We start from the raw sequence: 16,482 nt of genomic DNA on the forward strand, positions 1-16,482 counted from the left end.
ATTTCAGCGGGGGTTGATGAGGCGGCGAAGCTGGCGAAAAACTTCGGCATCGCACTTAGCTTCGCGCGGCAGATTGCAAAAGAACAGGCGGGGCCGGAAAAGCCCAAGCTTGGCTACAATCTAGAGGGCGGTGGTCGCAACCCGATCCCCAATGACGTGACAAACGCCAATCTCGGCTATGGCAACCTCATCAACAGGGGGCCATCGCGGACGCGCTTCGATGTGCCTAACCTTTCCGGTTCGGGCGATGTGAGTGGTTTGGAGAGTGGCAGCGGATCGTCCGGCGGTGGTCGGTCCCGTTCGGGCGGTGGTCGTGGTGGACGTGAGCAAGAACCGTTGTTCAGCATTGCTGAAAAGGAACTGGAAAATCTGCAACGTTCTATCGAAATGCTGGGCAAGTCGAAAGAAGAGGTCGCGGCGCTGACGGTCAAGCACAAGCTGCTGGATGAGGCCAAGAAGCGCGGCTTGGATATCACCGACGAACTGCTGCAAAAGATCGACGCCGAAGCGGCCAATGTGGGCAAGCTGGCGGGTGAGTATGAGAACGCCCGCGACAAGATGGCCCAAATGGAGAAAATCCAAGGCGAGTGGAAGGACAGCATCATTGACGCGGCTATGGGCGGCGCAGATGCGATGGACGCTTTCACAAACAGCCTCAAGCGGGCGGCGCTGGAATATCTGCTGTTTGGCGAGGGCATGTTCGCTGGCAAGGGCGGGGGCGGTGGCCTGCTCGGCGGCATTATCAGTGCGTTCAGCGGGGCGCGGGCGAATGGTGGCCCGGTGCGCTCTGGTGGCGCTTATCTGGTGAATGAGAACACGCCGAATAGTGAGGTGTTCGTGCCTTCACAGTCGGGCGGCATTCTCAACGTACCGCAGGCACAGGCGGCTTTGCGCGGCTCAGGCGGCGCTGGCGGAACGATCAAGCTTATCATTGAAGAGGGTGATATGTTCGCCTCCCGCGTGAGAACTGAGGCAACCGGTGTTGCTGTCGAAGTCACGCGCCGGGGCATCCAGCAAGATCACCGGTCTCAGGCGGATAACAAATATCTCAAAGGTGGCCGGTAACTAGAGATTGGCAGGATGCGCCAGACGATCAGCCGTCAAAGCATCCCCGTTAGTCGGAGAGTGGGAAAACCCCGACAAGGCGCGGCCACCATTACCTTTATGGAGGCGCGGCGCGGGGCCAGCACGGTTTAAGAGTGGCCGGGGCTGGCCCGTCTTACACAACCTTACCCACCCTTGGCGAACCCGCGTATCGCGTCATTGTTGTTTTGGTGGTCGCTCATTTGTCGTCGTCATCGCTAATCATTTGCAGCATTGAGCGTCTCAGAGATTCCTTGAAATCCCTAGTCATTCTTTCCACCGCGCGATCTACCTTGTCGGGAGTATCGACCACCTCAAACAGATCACCGTCAACATCTACTTCATCGCCCGGAGCGCTGTTGTCTAAATAAATGGTGTCGAACGTTCGCTGCAAACGAAATACAATTTCAGCGTTCATACTGCGGCCATTTTCCTCCGCCGCAGCCTTAATTTGATCACGCATTCCATCCGGAAATCGAACGATGAATTGTTCCTGTTTACGGCTTGGCGCGTCACTCATGACCTATCCCTTCGCTATCATCGCCATCTGATATGATTTTTCTCTTGACGCAATGATCGCAACTGGCGATAATCGCGATGTGATATGATGGAGGTTGAAGTGAGAACGAAAAAAAAGCAGCTACAATTACGCCTACCGCCCGATCTGAAATCTTGGATCGAGGAGCAGGCCGAAGCCAACGCGGCTTCCCAAAATTCTGAGATTGTCCGCGCAATCCGTGAGCGGATGCAGCGGGAGAGCATCGAGACAATCAGGGCGGAGGCCAACGCGATACAGGCCCATGCGGACGCGCTCGAAGCCGAAGGCATGGGCGAATAGCGCCCACCTAACACCAAACCAAGGAGACAGAGTTATGACCGACTATAACGCCGCTCAGGCGAACGGAGAGGCTATGCCGATTGATTATGTAGAAGCTGAAGCGCGGGTGCAGTTCTTTGCTGACGTTGTTGGAGTAGAAGCTCCGGCAAGGATCATCGGCGATGATGAAGCACCAGCCCGCGAACTGCTGAACTTCTGTATCGGCACTGGCGCGTCACTGGATTGGATTTTCCTAGGCGATGTTCGCGCGATGATCCGCGATAGCTTCAAAGTGGCGAAGGGGGGGCAGGCATGAGCGCGAACGAAACCCTCTTAGAAGCTATGGACGACCTTTCGCGGGTTCGGGACGTGCTCGAATTGCTGTCCATGACAACACGATCAATGCCGGATGCCGAACAGAACGCGCTGGCGACTGGCACCAAGATCGCGCTGGATTTTCTGGCGCTGGCGCAGACCGGCCTGAAGGAACATCGGGCAGAACTTTCAGAGAAGGAGGTCAACTGATGAACCACCCCGACCACATTGAAGCGGCAATAGACCGCGCCAATAAGCTGGAGCACCTATTGCGTATCATGTCGATGGCTATCGATGGGGAGCAGATAAGCGCCACATCATTCGCGGACAACGGCGGCGGAAGCCTCATTGATATGGCGATCGGGATGGCGCGTGAAATCAGCGATGGGCTGGACGTGGTGCAATGAGCGGCATGGCCGGAAAAGTTCAATAAAGTCTCTTGACCTTTTATCTGAGTTAAGCGATAAAGGGTCAAAGGAACTTTAGAGGCGTAGCTATGAACCCGATTATCGACAGCACACTGAACGGCATCTTCAGCGCCTCCGAGGTTTCGAACCTCACCGGCGCTCGCCCTGAGAGCGTCCAGAACTGGATCAAACGCAAGTTGATCGTCGGTCACCGCAAGATCGAGGGGGGTGGGAGCCAAGGAAAGCACCGCCGTTTCACCTTCTTCAACGTGATGGAAATCGCAGTGGCGCAAACTTTGATGGACATGCACATGGGCGCGAAAGAAGCGTTCGCTGCGGCGGCTCAATTTGCGCATTTCACCGGGGGAGGCGAAGTGTTTGGTTTGCCTGAGCGTGAAGCAGCTTTGCCATTCCATCACCGGCATGGCGATACCATTTTCGGCGTTGCCGCAGATCGAACTTTTGAAGAGCTTTGGGATGCCGGTTCCAATTACGACACATACGGCAAATTGCGCAGGCACTTAGGCTCTGAGCATTTTCTGACGGTTAACGCATCCGAGGTGTTTAACACCGTTTGCGCTCGCATGCAGTATCACCCGTTCGAAGTCTTAGACGCGGCTTATCCCAAGGATGCGAAGCTCTGATGGCAAACACACCCACCATTCTGCCCGCCTATGTGACGCCGCAAGAGATCGCGGATCACTTTGGCGTGGGTGATCGGTGGGTGAAGGATAAAGCGCGGGAACTGGGGGCGTGCTGTATCATCGCCGGAAAGATGGTGCATTTGCCGCACCACATTGAAGCAATGATGGAGGCTCTAGAATGTCGCTCAGGCTCTACAAGCGCGGGAAAATCTTCCACATCAGAGGGAGCATTGCCGGGAGGCAATTCCGATGTACTACGGGCACGTCTGACCGCAAAAAAGCGGAACGGGTCAAAACGGAAGTCGAGCAACGCGCGTGGCAGCGTCGTTTCGATGGACCGGGCGCGGGGCTGACCATGGCGCAAGCATTCATCGAGTATCTGGACGCTGACAAGTCCGACCGCTTCATCGCTCGCCTGAATGACTATTGGCAAGACACCTTAGTCTCCGAAATCACGCCTGAGATGGTCAAGCGAGCGGCGCGAAAGATATATCCGAACGCGACCGGCGCGACCCGCAACCGGCAGGTGATCGCGCCTACTATCGCAGCCATCAATTATTGCTCAGAATTGGGATGGTGCAGCCGGATCAAGGCTAAGCGCTTCGCCGTCGACGCTAAGGCGAAAACCCCTGCCGATCTGGAGTGGGTCAACGCATTTGCCAGCCAAGCGACCGCTGACGGATTGCCCCATTTGGCGGCGCTCTGTCTGTTTATGTTTGCGACCGGTGCCCGCGTGGGTGAGGGCTGCAAGCTTACTTGGGCAGACGTGGACCTTCAGAACTTCACGGCGACTATTCGGATGAAGAAGCCTACACCGTGGACCCGCACGGCGCATCTGCCCGGTCGCGTGGTAGCGGCGCTGGCGAACATTGGCGGAAATCGCAACCCTGACGCGCTGGTGTTCGGGTATGCCGGGACGGGCAGCGTTACAAAGGTTTGGAACAACGTGGTGGACCGCGCTGAGATTGAAGCGTTGACCCCGCATTGCTGTCGTCATGGCTTCGCAACCACGATGTTGCGCAAGGGGATCGACGTGAAAACTGTAGCAGTTCGCGGCGGTTGGAAAGACCCCATGGTAGTCTTGAAGACCTACGCGCACGCGCTGGAAGATCAGACGGTCACAGACGCCATTTTCGACACAGAACCAGCACAAGCCGGTTTTGATGAAACTGTAACTACTAGTAATAAAAGGAAAAAAACGGTATGACTATCGCCCTTCGTTGGGGAAGGGTGTCCCACTTGCCGAGATACGCGGGGAGGCCGGGCTGGCGCAAGTCGCAAAATGGCGCTAGGACGCCGGTCATGTCGCTTTGCGCGGCGCGAATGATGCGGATCGGAAACTTATGTTCACGGCAATCTTGTTGACCTCCCCCTTCAACCCCTCCCTCGATGCGGCGCTGGTTGAAAGCCTGCGCAACGCTTGGGGCGGGGGCGACGCACTTTGGCTGGCCCCGGATGAGGCGGCGGAATTCTCGCTGGCCCAGCTGCCGGAAAACCGTTGGGACGTTTGGGAAAGCTGCCAATCTATGGGCGTCGATCTGGTGATCGTGCCCAGCGAAGGCCGCCGCAAGAAGATGCTGCTGGCCGATATGGACAGCACGATGATCCAGCAGGAGTGCATCGACGAATTGGCCGAGGAAGCGGGCGTTGGCGCGCATGTGAAAGAGATCACCGCCCGCGCCATGAACGGTGAGTTGGACTTCGACGGCGCGCTGCGCGAACGTGTCGGTCTGCTGAAAGGGTTGGAGGCCGCTGTCATCGACAAGGTCTTGGCTGAGCGGATCACCTTGATGCCCGGCGGCGGTGCGTTGGTGGGCACGATGAAGGCCAATAGCGGCTATGCCGCATTGGTTTCGGGCGGGTTCACTGCCTTCACTGCCAAAGTGGCCGAGATGCTGGGCTTTGATGAGAACCGCGCCAATACGCTGCTGGTCGATGGGGCCGCGCTGACCGGCGATGTGGGTATGCCGATCTTGGGCCGCGAGGCCAAAGTCACCGCGCTGGAAGAGATCACCGCAAAGCTGGGGATCACCGAAGATCAGGTTGTCGCCGTGGGCGACGGGGCCAATGATCTGGGCATGTTGGGGCGGGCTGGCATGGGCGTGGCGCTGCACGCAAAGCCGTCGGTCGCGGCGGAATGCGACATCCGCGTCAATTTCGGCGATCTGACCGCGCTGCTGTTCGTACAGGGCTATGCGCGCACTGAATTTGCGGGCTGAGACTGCGTGGCGCTGCGGCTTCGTTTAAGCAAAGCGGCAGCGCGATAGGCTTACAGCAGTCCCGCCGCTGGTTTCAGCATCCCGGTCTCAAGCCCGCGCCAGTTGGTGATCGGCGTGTTCATCCGCTTGATCGCCGCCGGGTGACTGGCGTCCAGCGCCCCCAATTTGACCAGCAGCGCGGTGATCGCGCATTCGGCGGCGCGGGTGGTGCCGCAGGCGGCTTTGAGCGCGATGCCCAACTTGCGCTCGGGCCAGATCGCGATGAAGAAGCCTTCGGCCCCAGTTTTCAGTGCTACCTTGCCGTCCATCGCCCGCATCAGTTCCGTGCAGGCACGGCCTTCGCCGGCGACGAGTTCAGGGTGTAGGCGCATGGCTTGGTGCAGGCGCGCCTCGGCAGAGCCTTCGGGGGCGGCGGCGAAATGGGCCATCGCGCGGGCCATGCCGTGCAGGGTGCAGGCCGGGTTGGGGGCCGAACAGCCGTCGATGCCATAGCCGGGCGAGGTTTCTTGGGTGACCGTTTCAAACGCTTCAAGGCAGGCTTTTTGCACCGCGTGATCGGGCTTTTCGTAATCCGCCCCCCCGCCGAGGTGCTTGTTCAGCGTGAGGAATCCCGCGTGTTTGCCTGAGCAGTTGTTGTGGATCTGGCAGGGTTTCTCATGCGCGCGGATCAGCCCCTCCATCGCCTCGCGGTCATTGGGTTCTTGCGCGCCGCAGCGGAAGTCGTCGTCACTCAGCCCCAGCGTGTCGAGCCATACGCCCACCCGGTCGGTGTGGATGGCGGCACCTTGGTGCGAGGCACAGGCGAGGGCCAGCTGTTCGGTGCTCAGTCCCGCTTTGTCGGCCGCGCCGGAATTGATCAGCGGCAGCGCTTGGATCATCTTGGAAGACGAACGCGGCAGGATCACCTTTTCCGGATCGCCCCATGCTTCGACGATCTGGCTGCTCGCATCGCAGATCACGGCATGACCGGAATGAACGCTTTCCAGAAAGGGTCCGCGCCAGATTTCCGCAAATGGGGCTGCTTTGGTCATGAAGTTCATCCTGTTTCTGGGCGAAATCCTGCCAATCAGGGTTTCGTCGGTCGCGCGTTTGCCGTTATTGTGGTTGGTGTCGAACAGATAGCAGACACCCGCAAGAGAGCAACCCGCCCAAGGTTGCCCGGACGGGGTCTGTGGACGTGTTGAGGTCAAGGACGGCTGGAGGCTGGACAGATGGGAATGATGAAGACATGTGGTCTTGCACTTGGGGCGCTCGCCCTTGTGGCAAGCGGCGCTGTGGCGCAGGAGCAGAGCACCAACCGGGTGGCTGCCAAGACCGACTGGAGCGTCTTTGTAGAAGATAACCCGACAGAATGCTGGGGCGTTTCAACGCCCAAGGAAGTCGTCAACACGCGCGATGGGCGTGTTGTGGCGGTGAACCGGGGCCAGACATTGCTGATGGTATTCTACCGCCCCTCGGCTGAGGCCAAGGGTCAGGTCGCCTTTACCGGCGGGTATCCTTTCGCCTCGGGATCGACGGTCAATATGAACATTTCCGGCAATGAGTTCGAGCTGTTCACCGAAGGCGAGTGGGCCTGGCCGGCAACCACGGCGGATGATGCTAAGATCATCGCGGCAATGAAGCGCGGCGCGGATGCGACGCTGACAGCGCGGTCTTCGCGCGGGACGCAGACCAAGGACACATTCTCGCTGCTGGGCTTTACCGCGGCGGTCGAAGATGCGGCGAAGCGCTGCGGGGGGTGAGCCTCTGAGATTTGAGAGTTTGGGACGGCCTCGCGATTGCGGGGCCGTTTTTGTTTGTGGTGAACGTGCCACCCGGACCCGGGACAAGCCGCAGGCGCCGGGCCATCGCCTGCCCGCCCCCCGGGTAGGCGATTTGGTGAGGCTGGGTGTGACTTCGCGGGCGCACACCATGGTTGAGGCATAAAGTGGTATCGAAGATATGTTGGTTCGCCGACCCGCGGGCAGGCGATGGCCCTTGCACGAAGAAGCCGTGGCTTCCTTTCGGGAGCCGCGGCGCATAGTGTGTCAGCTATGTAAGCCTTAGGCCGCGCGCGACAACGGCGCCGCCACCTCTTCCTCGATAAACGCGCCGTGCAGCGCTTTGATCACCGGCTGCAGCGACTCGCGCTCGACGATGAACTGCACGTCCACGTTGCGCGGACCTTGGCTCGCGCCGATTGCCGTCTGACCGGCCTCGGCAATGGCCACGAGACCGCGTTGCAACACCGACAGCCCGTTCAGGTCACGCCCGATGACCGAGGCCATCGACAGCGTTTTCGTCGTGATCTCTGCAGCGGGATAGATCTGTGCCAGATCTTTTTCCACCCGGCGCATCGTCTTAAGCGACGCATCAAGGTAGTGCGTGATCGTATTGGCGTTCGACACCTTCGAGACGATCCGCACATTGTGCCGTGTCAGCACGTCGAGAATCGCGGTGTCATAGCCCTTCACACCGACCATATCCTGCTCGAACAATTCGAACGCCACGATGTCCAGACCAGTGACGATCTCCACCGCGGGCGTCTCTGCCTTGCGGTCGTCGATCAGCGTGCCGGGGTCTTCCGGCTCAAAGGCATTGGTCACGCGCAGCGGCACATCAGCCTGACGCAGGGTCTTGGCGGCCTTGGGGTGGATCGCCTCCATCCCCATGTTCGACAGTTGGTCCGCCACGTCATAGTTCGTGCGTCCGATCTTCTTGACGGCATGTTCGCCGACCAGTTTCGGGTCGCAGGACGACAGGTGGAATTCCTTGTGAATGATCGCCTCGCGCGCACCGGTGAGGGCCGCCAGTTTGGAGAATGTCACTTCGGAATAGCCACGGTCAAACTCGCGCATCAGGCCTTCGGCGCATTGCGCATAGCCGGTGACGATGGGCATTTCCGTTTGCGGGTCGATGCCCTCCATCGCCTGTGCGATGCGCTCGTCCAGTGTGACGTTGCCCTCATCGCGCCAACCGGACAGATCGACGAAACGGGCGTTCACGCCAGCGCGCTGCAGCAGGATCGTGGTGACAAAGGCGGAATGTGCCTCGCCCAGACCTGAGAGCAACTCACGGATTTGCAGCATGTGTTCTGACAGGCGGAAGTGGCCGTAGGCGCAGAGGCGCTGCAGGTCGATCAGGCAGTTGCGGGCACCATGGGTGCGCTCGGACACAAAGGCGTCGGCCTGTTCGATGTCACCGGGATGCTCCAGCACCTCGCGGTGCACGCGCTGCATCTCAGCCGAGACGCGGGTCAGCGCCTCGTGCCAACCGTGGTCGTTGCTGGCGTTCGCGAGATGCGCATAGACGCCCGGCTCGCCGGACTTCTTATGCTCCAGCAGCAGGTTCGTGATCCCGCCAAAGGCGGAGACCACGAAGACGCGCCCATAGATGTCCGCGCCCTTACGGTCACCGACAAAGAGCGTATCCTTGAGCTGGTTCACGCGGGACATGGACGTCCCGCCGATTTTTTCGACAGTGTGGGACGGTTGAGTCATATAACTTACGCTACCTCCTCGGCAGGCGCATAGGAGCCGTCTTCGCGGTGCACTTCGTTGCCCGTAACTGGCGGGTTGAAGCAGCACGCCATGTGCAGTTCTTCCTCTGCGCGCAGGGTGTGTTTGTCGTTCAGGTTCAGGGCATACATCACGCCGGGAGTGATCTCATGGGTCTCGCCGGTGGCGAGATCGGTGATCGACCCCTTGCCCTTCATGCAATAGACGCTCTCAAAGTGGTGCTTGTAATGGAACGTGTGTTCCGACCCGGCCTCAAGAACGGTGATGTGGAAAGAGAATCCCATCTTGTCATCAGCCAAAAGCAAGCGTGTGGACGTCCATTGAGCGTCACCAACGTGACGGTCTGTGCCCTGAAGTTTGTTAAAATCACGTACAATCATCGGTATTACTCCGCTGCCAGTTTCATGTTGCCCGTCACGTCACGGGTCGCTTGAAGGAGGATATCAAACCCTTCGCGCATGACCTTCTCCGGCGTGGTGAGCGGGGCAAGATATTTAACGATTTCGTCGTTCGCGCCCGATGTTTCGATGACGAGGCCCAATTCATAGGCACGCGCACAGATTGCACCGGCCAATTCGCCCGAGCCGACATCGACACCCTGCATCAGGCCGCGGCCTTTCAGCGTGGCACCGTCGACCAGATCGGCAACATCCTTAAGCGCGGTGGTCAGTACCACGACTTTTTCGGCCAGCGACTTTTCGAATTTGTCGTTGGACCAGAATTTCTCAATCGCGACGCGGGCGGTGACAAAGGCGTGGGTGTTGCCACGGAAGGTGCCGTTGTGCTCGGCTGGCTTCCAGATGTCATGCTCAGGCGCGATCAGCAGGGCCGCGAAGGGCAGGCCGAAACCGGAAAGTGATTTCGCTTGGGTGATCATGTCAGGCTTGATGCCGGACGCCTCAAACGAAAAGAAGCTGCCCGAACGGCCACAACCGGCCTGAATGTCGTCGATGATCAGCAGCGCGCCATGCTTGCGGGCGATTTTCTCGATGCCCTGCATCCATGCGTCGGAGGCCGCGTTCAGACCGCCTTCGCCTTGGATCGGCTCAAAGATGAATGCCGCAGGCGCGTCGATGCCCGAGGAGGGGTTCGACAGCATGGCGTCGATCATTTCCAGCGTGTCGACATTTTCGCCCAGCGATCCCTCAAAAGGCATATGCGTCACATCGGCCAACGAGCCACCGCCCGCGCCGCCGCGTTTGCCTTTGTTGCCGGTCAGCGCCAGCGCGCCCATGGTCATGCCATGGAAGCCGTTGGTGAAGGAGATCACATTCGTCCGGCCCGTCACCTTACGCGCAAGCTTGATCGCGGCTTCGACCGCGTTGGTGCCGGTCGGGCCGGTCATCATTACTTTGTAATCCATGCCGCGCGGCTTGAGGATGTTTTCCTCATAGGCGTTCAGGAACGCCGCCTTGGTGTCGCTGTGAAAATCAAGACCATGGGCGATGCCGTCATTGGTGATGTGTTCCACCAGCGCGGCCTTCATGTCCGCATCGTTGTGGCCGTAGTTCAGCGAGGAACAGCCGGCGAGGAAGTCGATGTAGCGATTGCCTTCGCCGTCAAACATCTCCGACCCGCTGGCGCGGGTGAAAACGGCGTTCATGCCACGGCAATAGGAGCGTGCTTCGCTCTCGCGGCGGGTAAAGATGGTCGTGTTCTGTGCCATGTCCTTAGGCATAGGAATATCCTTTCTCTTCAAGAGAATCTGTCGTGTGAATTATCAGCTGCGGTTTACGCGGCGCGTTTGAGCGCGGCAGTCTCGGGCAGCGTGATCGTCACCATATGTTCGGTGTCATGTGCGCCCTCGAAATGGGCGTCTTTGGTAAAGTGGGGCGCATCCGAAAGGTCGCCGCCGACGTGATTGGCAAAGCTGCGGAACAGCCCCCAGGAGGCGTCGTTGTCCCGGGTGATCGTGGTCTTGAGGGTCTTGGCGTCCTCGGTCTCATCGCGGTTCACCAGTTCCATCAGCATGGTTTTACCCAACCCAAGGCCGCGGGCCTTGGGGCTAACGGCAACCTGCCAGACAAAGAAGGCGTCTTGGGCAGGGATCATATGGCCGGAGATCCATCCAACGATGTCACCGTCCATCTCAGCCACAACACAGGTATCGCGGAAGTGGTCGGCCTGGATCAGGTTCGCGTAAAGCGAGTTCTCGTCGAGCGGCTTGCAGTCGCGAATCAACTGCCAAATGGCAGCTCCGTCCTCGGCATTGGGCTTGCGCAGTTTGGGTGTGCGGGCTTTTTTCATGTCGAGTTCATTCTGCATCCGTTCGGGGCTCCCTTATTGTTTCGATAAGCTAAGTAGGGCATGTGCGGTCATACTTCAACATTCAAAGCAAAATACCTCAAAATACGCTCATAGCGTTGTTTCAGAGGCATGCTCATGTGCATATTTGTTTCGTAAGGCTAACGAAATTGGCGTGTTTCGCTTAGCTATACTAAGCGTTAGGGCAGTTGAGAGCGATTGCTGAAATCGTCCCCATTGTGCAATGATGCACCATGACGCAAAAACATCCCGACCGGATCGACGAGAGTCTGATCGCTTTACGCCGCATTTTGCGCGCTACCGAACTCTATGCCCGCGATTTGGCGCAGGCCGCAGGGGTAACCCCGGCGCAACTGCGGGTTTTGCAGATCGTCGGAGAGAAGAAAGACCCCACAGCCAAGACCCTCGCCAACCAGATGGGCGTCAGCCAAGCCACCGTCACCGCCTTGGTCGATAAGCTGGTGGCACGCGAATTGGTATCGCGGCAGCCCTCGGCGCAGGACCGTCGGCAGACCAACATCACCCTGACCACCAAAGGTGAGGATGTGTTGGAGGAAGCCCCCGATGCCTTGCAACAGCGCTACGTCCGCGCCTTTGCGGATCTCGCCGATTGGGAGCAGGCGCAGTTGGTGTCTTCGTTAGAACGGGTGGCGGCGATGCTGAATGTAGACAGTCTGGATGCCGCGCCGGTTCTGGCGACGGGTGAATTGCGGACAAGCAAGAAGGCCTATTGAGCGCAGCTCTATGCCCGGGCAGCCAAACCTTTTGCAAATCGCGTCATTTCTTATATAGAGACCCATCCCTAGCCTGTGAGTCTTTGAAATGTCCGCTTCCGCGCCCATCACCCAAGACGTGATGACCCTTCCCCGCAAGTTGCCTGAGGGGCCGATCAACCTTGTCGGTCTGACCCGTGACGCCATGCGCGATGTGTTGATCGCAAACGGCACGCCTGAGAAACAGGCGAAGATGCGTGTGGGGCAAATCTGGCAGTGGATTTATCAGTGGGGTGTGCGTGACTTCGACTCCATGACCAACCTTGCCAAAGGCTACCGCGCTGAACTGGCGGAGAAATTCGTGATTGAAGTGCCTGAGGTCGTGACCCGTCAGGAAAGCGAAGACGGCACGCGCAAGTATCTCGTGCGGATCGCGGGGGGCCATGAGGTTGAGGTGGTCTATATCCCTGAAGAGGGTCGCGGCACGCTGTGTGTGTCCAGCCAAGTGGGCTGCACGCTGACCTGTTCCTTCTGCCACACGGGCACCCAGAAACTGGTGCGGAACCTTACCGCCGCTGAGATTATCGGGCAGGTTATGGTGGCGCGCGACGATCTAGACGAATGGCCCGAGACTGGCACTCGGACCGAAGAGGCCCGTCTTTTGAGCAATATCGTGCTGATGGGTATGGGCGAGCCGCTGTACAATTTTGAGAACGTGCGCGACGCGATGAAGATCGCGATGGACCCCGAGGGCATCCAGCTTTCGCGCCGCCGGATTACGCTCTCGACCTCCGGCGTTGTGCCTGAGATCCATCGCACCGCCGCCGAAATCGGCTGCCAATTGGCCGTGTCCTTTCACGCCACCACCGACGAGGTGCGCAACAAGCTGGTGCCGATCAACAAGCGTTGGAACATCGAAGAACTGCTCGACGCCCTACGCGCCTATCCCAAGGTCAGCAACTCCGAGCGGATCACGTTTGAATATGTGATGCTGAAGGGCGTGAACGACAGCGACGAAGACGCGCATCGCTTGGTCGAGTTGATTAAGGGCATCCCGGCCAAAATCAACCTCATTCCCTTCAACGAATGGCCCGGTTCGCCCTATGAGCGGTCGTCCAACAATCGCATCCGCGCCTTTGCCGATATCGTCTATAACGCGGGCTATGCCTCGCCCGTGCGTAAACCGCGTGGCGAAGACATCATGGCGGCCTGTGGTCAGTTGAAATCGGCCACCGAACGCGCACGCAAGTCGCGCAAGCAGATCGAAGCTGACGCCGGGATGGGCGGCTAAGCCAGCCCCGAACGCCTTCGTGCAAGCGCCTTTGAAGTGACACCCTCGGCGGCAATGTCGCCGGGGATATCTTCTCCCCGCACCAGAGCGGCGGCAGCGCGGGCCAGAGCGGGCGCGGTTTGAATGCCATAACCGCCTTGCCCCGCCAGCCAGAAAAACCCCTCCCCCTCGGGATCAAAGCCCGCCACCGGGTCACCGTCGGGCAGGAAACTGCGCAGCCCTGCCCAGCGGCTTTCAATGCGGGGGCGGTGAAGGTCAAATGCGGTTTCGATCCGGTCGATACAGATCGCGATATCCAATTCCTCGGGCTGGGCGTCACAAGGGGGCGAGGGCGTGGCGTCCGCAGGTGAAATCAGCAGCTTGCCCGCATCGGCCTTGAGGTAAAACTGCTCATCGATATCCACCACCATCGGCCAACGGTCCGGTGCCATGCCATCGGGTGGTGCCACCGTCAGCGCCGTGCGGCGTTTCGGGGTGAGACCCGCAGGTGCAAGCCCGGCCAGCGTGGCGATCTCATCGGCCCAAGCCCCTGCGGCATTGACGATGACCGGCGCGTGGAAGGTGCCTTGGTTCGTGTCGACCTGCCAGTCTCCTTCTTTGCGAAGCGCCCGCACCTCGGCCTTGGTTTGCAAGACACCGCCCGCGGCGCGGAAGGTCTTGAGGTAATGTTGATGCAGCCCGTTCACGTCGATATCCGCCGCCGAAGCATCGCGCAGCCCGGCGCTGGCATAGCCTTTGCGCAGTAGCGGCACGAGTGTCTCGATTTCGGCCCCGGTCAGCGGGGTGACATGGGGTCCCAGTTCCTCGGCGGTGCGCGCCAGCGCCGCCTGCTGATCCTGCCGCGCGACGAACACCGCGCCGCGTGGTTCCAGCAGCGGATGCTCCAGATGGGGGCTGGCGGGGGCGTGAAAGAAAGCGGCGGAGGCTCGGGAGAGGGCGCGGATCACCTCCGGCCCATAGGTCACGGTAAACAGGGCGGCAGAGCGGCCCGTGGTGTGATAGCCCGGCTGGCTTTCCCGTTCCAACAGCAGCACCCGGCGGTCGCTGGACAGTTCAGCGGCGACAGAAGCGCCCGCGATGCCCGCGCCAATGACAATGCAATCGAAACCTGTCGTAGAAATATCCATAGTCCGCCCTCTCTGCGCGGAAGCTAGCACCGCCGATTGCCGCGCAAAAGGGGGGATCCCCGTCCCCTTCCCGCTTCTGGGGCCGCTCGGTGAAATCCGCCATATTGTTGCAATTACATGAAGTTTTCCCGCAGTGCGCCAAAGCCGTTGACCGAACGCCCCCGCCCGGCGCAGTCTGTCACAAAGGGGCGCGCGGCAGGGCCGAACACGCCCCTCCCCACAGGAGTGCTGCCCCATGTCTCATTTGCCCCTCACCAAAACCCTTCCCGCGCTGACGCTGGCCTTTGGCCTGATGGCCTCGGTCTCTGCCGCTGCCGAGCTTGTCATCGGCATGCAGCAGGAGCCCACGTCGCTTGACCCGACAGCGGATGCCACCGCCTCCATCGACAGCATGATGACGCAAAACGTCTTCGAATCGTTGACCACCGTGGCCGAGAACGGGGAGGTGCAGCCCAACCTTGCGACCTCATGGGAGGTCTCCGAGGACGGTCTGACCTACACGTTCAAACTCGCCGAGGGCGTGACTTTCCACGATGGCAGCGCGCTGGATGCCGAGGATGTCGTCTACTCCTTCGACCGCGCCATGGGCGAGGACAGCGTGAACCCTTCGAAGGACATCTTCGAGCCGATCGAAAGCGTCAAAGCGGTCGACCCGCAAACGGTCGAGATCACGCTCAAGGCCAAAGATGCCTTCTTCCTGTTCAACATGGGGCAGGGCGACAGCGCCATCGTGGCCTCGGAGAGCGCGGAGACCAACAACGCCAACCCCGTGGGCTCCGGCCCCTTCAAGTTTGACAGCTGGACCCGTGGCGACCGTCTGACTTTGATCAAGAACCCCGATCACCGCGATGCCGCCGATGTGGCGCTCGATAAGGTCGTCTTCCGCTTCATCTCCGACCCCGCCGCGGCGACAGCGGCAATGATGGCCGAAGAGCTTGACGCATTCCCCGGTTTCCCCGCGCCGGAACTGCTGCCGCAGTTCGAAGCCGACCCGCGCTTCCGCGTCAACGTTGGCTCGACCGAGGGCGAAGTGATCCTCGCCATGAACAACGCCAAGCCGCCCTTCGACAACGTCGAGGTGCGCCGCGCCGTGGCCACCGCCATCGACCGCGACGAGATCATTGAAGGCGCAATGTATGGCCAAGCGGTGCCCATCGGCAGCTTCTACCCGCCGCATGGCACCGCCTATGTCGACCTGACGGACGCCTATCCGCATGACAGCGCCAAGGCCGAGGAAATGTTTGAGACGGCAGGCGTGGCCGGCGCCACCATGACCCTGCGCGTGCCGCCCTTCCCCTACGCGACCCGCTCGGCCGAGATCATTCAGAACCAGCTTGCCGAGGCCGGGATCGACGCCAAGGTTGAGAATGTCGAATGGGGCTTCTGGATCGATGAGGTCTATAAGCAGAAGAACTACGACATGACCATCATCGCGCACACCAGCCCCAACGACATGGGCAATTTCGCCCGTGGGCCTGATTACTTCTATGGCTATGACAACGCTGAGATGACATCCCTGTGGGAGCAGATCACGACAGAGGTCGACCCGGCCAAGCGCGACGAATTGCTGAAGCAGGGCCAGCAAATGCTGTCGGATCAGTCGGTTCATGCATTCCTGTTTCAGCTGCCGCTATTGGGTGTCTTTCGGGAAGGGGTCGAAGGGTATTGGGCTTCTTCGCCGGTACTCTACATGCCGCTCAAGGGCGTCAGCGTCGCAAATTGATCTAAACCGGCTGCGGTGCCGCGCGTGCCGCAGCCATTGGACCTGATCCCGTGGCCTATTTCCTCTTCCGCCGCACGCTTGGTTTCGTGCTGACCCTGTTGGCCGTGTCGGTCGTGGTCTTTGCCGTGATGAACGTGCTGCCGGGCGATCCAGCGCTGACGATCCTTGGGATGGACGCCAGCGAGGACGCGCTGGCGGCGCTGCGCGAGCAGTTGGGGCTGAACGCGCCGCTGGTGACGCGCTATTTCTCATGGGTCTGGAACGCCTTGCAGGGAGATTTCGGGATCAGCCATTCTTTCCGTGTCCCGGTCTCGGAGCTGATTTCCGAGCGGCTGCCGATGACCATTTCACTTGCTGTGGCGGGGATGTTGGTGACGCTGG

The 16,482-nt window shown here is 59.9% G+C and carries 18 protein-coding genes and 2 pseudogenes; 13 read left to right on the plus strand and 7 right to left on the minus strand.

The annotated features are described in order from the left end of the window. A pseudogene (locus tag A3722_RS24450) lies at positions 1 to 1,065 on the plus strand (hypothetical protein); the annotation flags it as partial. A 217-nt stretch (positions 1,066 to 1,282) separates the two neighbouring features. Here A3722_RS24450 and A3722_RS21000 read toward each other — a convergent pair. Continuing rightward, on the minus strand, positions 1,283 to 1,603 hold the full coding sequence (locus A3722_RS21000; RefSeq protein WP_067627259.1) for an Arc family DNA-binding protein: 321 nt from the start codon (positions 1,601 to 1,603) through the stop codon (positions 1,283 to 1,285). A 99-nt stretch (positions 1,604 to 1,702) separates the two neighbouring features. Between A3722_RS21000 and A3722_RS21005 the strand changes: the two genes are divergently transcribed. From A3722_RS21005 to serB, 7 genes are all read left to right on the plus strand, one after another. Then, on the plus strand, positions 1,703 to 1,921 hold the full coding sequence (locus A3722_RS21005; protein ID WP_236627493.1) for an Arc family DNA-binding protein: 219 nt from the start codon (positions 1,703 to 1,705) through the stop codon (positions 1,919 to 1,921). Positions 1,922 to 1,955: 34 nt separating this feature from the next. After that, entirely contained in the window at positions 1,956 to 2,216 is a 261-nt protein-coding gene (locus A3722_RS21010; RefSeq protein ID WP_067627262.1) for a hypothetical protein, read from the plus strand. Next, a complete protein-coding gene (locus tag A3722_RS21015) occupies positions 2,213 to 2,425 on the plus strand; it encodes a hypothetical protein (RefSeq protein WP_067627268.1) in 213 nt (70 codons plus the stop codon). Before A3722_RS21010 ends, A3722_RS21015 begins: the two co-directional genes overlap by 4 nt. Next, complete coding sequence (locus A3722_RS21020; RefSeq protein ID WP_067627270.1) at positions 2,425 to 2,622, plus strand: hypothetical protein; 198 nt, start codon at positions 2,425 to 2,427, stop codon at positions 2,620 to 2,622. The genes A3722_RS21015 and A3722_RS21020 overlap by 1 nt, the downstream gene beginning before the upstream one ends. Positions 2,623 to 2,711: 89 nt before the next feature. Then, positions 2,712 to 3,266, plus strand: coding sequence for a hypothetical protein (locus tag A3722_RS21025; protein WP_067627272.1), 555 nt, complete (start codon positions 2,712 to 2,714; stop codon positions 3,264 to 3,266). Between the two features lie 178 nt (positions 3,267 to 3,444). Next, entirely contained in the window at positions 3,445 to 4,473 is a 1,029-nt protein-coding gene (locus A3722_RS21030; RefSeq protein ID WP_067916422.1) for a tyrosine-type recombinase/integrase, read from the plus strand. 136 nt (positions 4,474 to 4,609) lie between these two features. Next, positions 4,610 to 5,485 carry a phosphoserine phosphatase SerB gene (gene serB / locus A3722_RS21035; RefSeq protein WP_067625007.1) on the plus strand — a complete coding sequence of 292 codons (876 nt, stop codon included), beginning with the start codon at positions 4,610 to 4,612 and terminating at the stop codon, positions 5,483 to 5,485. Positions 5,486 to 5,535: 50 nt separating this feature from the next. Here the strand turns inward: serB and A3722_RS21040 are convergent, their stop codons facing one another. After that, complete coding sequence (locus A3722_RS21040; protein ID WP_067625010.1) at positions 5,536 to 6,516, minus strand: asparaginase; 981 nt, start codon at positions 6,514 to 6,516, stop codon at positions 5,536 to 5,538. 186 nt (positions 6,517 to 6,702) lie between these two features. On the opposite strand from A3722_RS21040, the gene A3722_RS21045 reads away from it, so the two are divergent. Then, positions 6,703 to 7,227 (plus strand): invasion associated locus B family protein, encoded by a 525-nt coding sequence (locus A3722_RS21045; RefSeq protein ID WP_082849572.1) that lies wholly within the window; start codon positions 6,703 to 6,705, stop codon positions 7,225 to 7,227. A gap of 300 nt (positions 7,228 to 7,527) precedes the next feature. On the opposite strand, the gene A3722_RS21050 is transcribed toward A3722_RS21045, so the two are convergent. The 4 genes from A3722_RS21050 to ectA are packed head-to-tail and all read right to left on the minus strand — an operon-like array spanning position 7,528 to position 11,247. After that, positions 7,528 to 8,964, minus strand: coding sequence for an aspartate kinase (locus tag A3722_RS21050; protein WP_067625016.1), 1,437 nt, complete (start codon positions 8,962 to 8,964; stop codon positions 7,528 to 7,530). Positions 8,965 to 8,969: 5 nt separating this feature from the next. After that, the gene (locus A3722_RS21055; RefSeq protein ID WP_067625025.1) at positions 8,970 to 9,362 is read right to left on the minus strand and encodes an ectoine synthase; all 393 of its coding nucleotides are present in this window, start codon (positions 9,360 to 9,362) and stop codon (positions 8,970 to 8,972) included. Positions 9,363 to 9,367: 5 nt separating this feature from the next. Further along, positions 9,368 to 10,660, minus strand: a complete 1,293-nt coding sequence (gene ectB / locus A3722_RS21060; protein ID WP_082849573.1) for a diaminobutyrate--2-oxoglutarate transaminase — start codon at positions 10,658 to 10,660, stop codon at positions 9,368 to 9,370. Positions 10,661 to 10,713: 53 nt separating this feature from the next. Continuing rightward, positions 10,714 to 11,247 (minus strand): diaminobutyrate acetyltransferase, encoded by a 534-nt coding sequence (gene ectA / locus A3722_RS21065; RefSeq protein WP_067625028.1) that lies wholly within the window; start codon positions 11,245 to 11,247, stop codon positions 10,714 to 10,716. 233 nt (positions 11,248 to 11,480) lie between these two features. Here ectA and A3722_RS21070 point away from each other — a divergent pair, with 233 nt between their 5' ends. Both A3722_RS21070 and rlmN read left to right on the plus strand, forming a co-directional pair. Next, the gene (locus tag A3722_RS21070; protein ID WP_067625031.1) at positions 11,481 to 11,981 is read left to right on the plus strand and encodes a MarR family winged helix-turn-helix transcriptional regulator; all 501 of its coding nucleotides are present in this window, start codon (positions 11,481 to 11,483) and stop codon (positions 11,979 to 11,981) included. Between the two features lie 88 nt (positions 11,982 to 12,069). Continuing rightward, positions 12,070 to 13,251, plus strand: coding sequence for a 23S rRNA (adenine(2503)-C(2))-methyltransferase RlmN (rlmN, locus tag A3722_RS21075; RefSeq protein ID WP_067625034.1), 1,182 nt, complete (start codon positions 12,070 to 12,072; stop codon positions 13,249 to 13,251). Here the strand turns inward: rlmN and A3722_RS21080 are convergent. After that, complete coding sequence (locus A3722_RS21080; protein ID WP_067625036.1) at positions 13,248 to 14,378, minus strand: NAD(P)/FAD-dependent oxidoreductase; 1,131 nt, start codon at positions 14,376 to 14,378, stop codon at positions 13,248 to 13,250. The genes rlmN and A3722_RS21080 overlap by 4 nt on opposite strands. A 235-nt stretch (positions 14,379 to 14,613) precedes the next feature. Between A3722_RS21080 and A3722_RS21085 the strand changes: the two genes are divergently transcribed. Both A3722_RS21085 and A3722_RS21090 read left to right on the plus strand, forming a co-directional pair. Continuing rightward, positions 14,614 to 16,101, plus strand: coding sequence for an ABC transporter substrate-binding protein (locus tag A3722_RS21085; protein WP_067625039.1), 1,488 nt, complete (start codon positions 14,614 to 14,616; stop codon positions 16,099 to 16,101). A gap of 50 nt (positions 16,102 to 16,151) precedes the next feature. Further along, a pseudogene (locus A3722_RS21090) lies at positions 16,152 to 16,482 on the plus strand (ABC transporter permease); the annotation flags it as partial.

The organism is Sulfitobacter sp. HI0027, assembly GCF_001634775.1.
GTDB lineage: Bacteria > Pseudomonadota > Alphaproteobacteria > Rhodobacterales > Rhodobacteraceae > Sulfitobacter.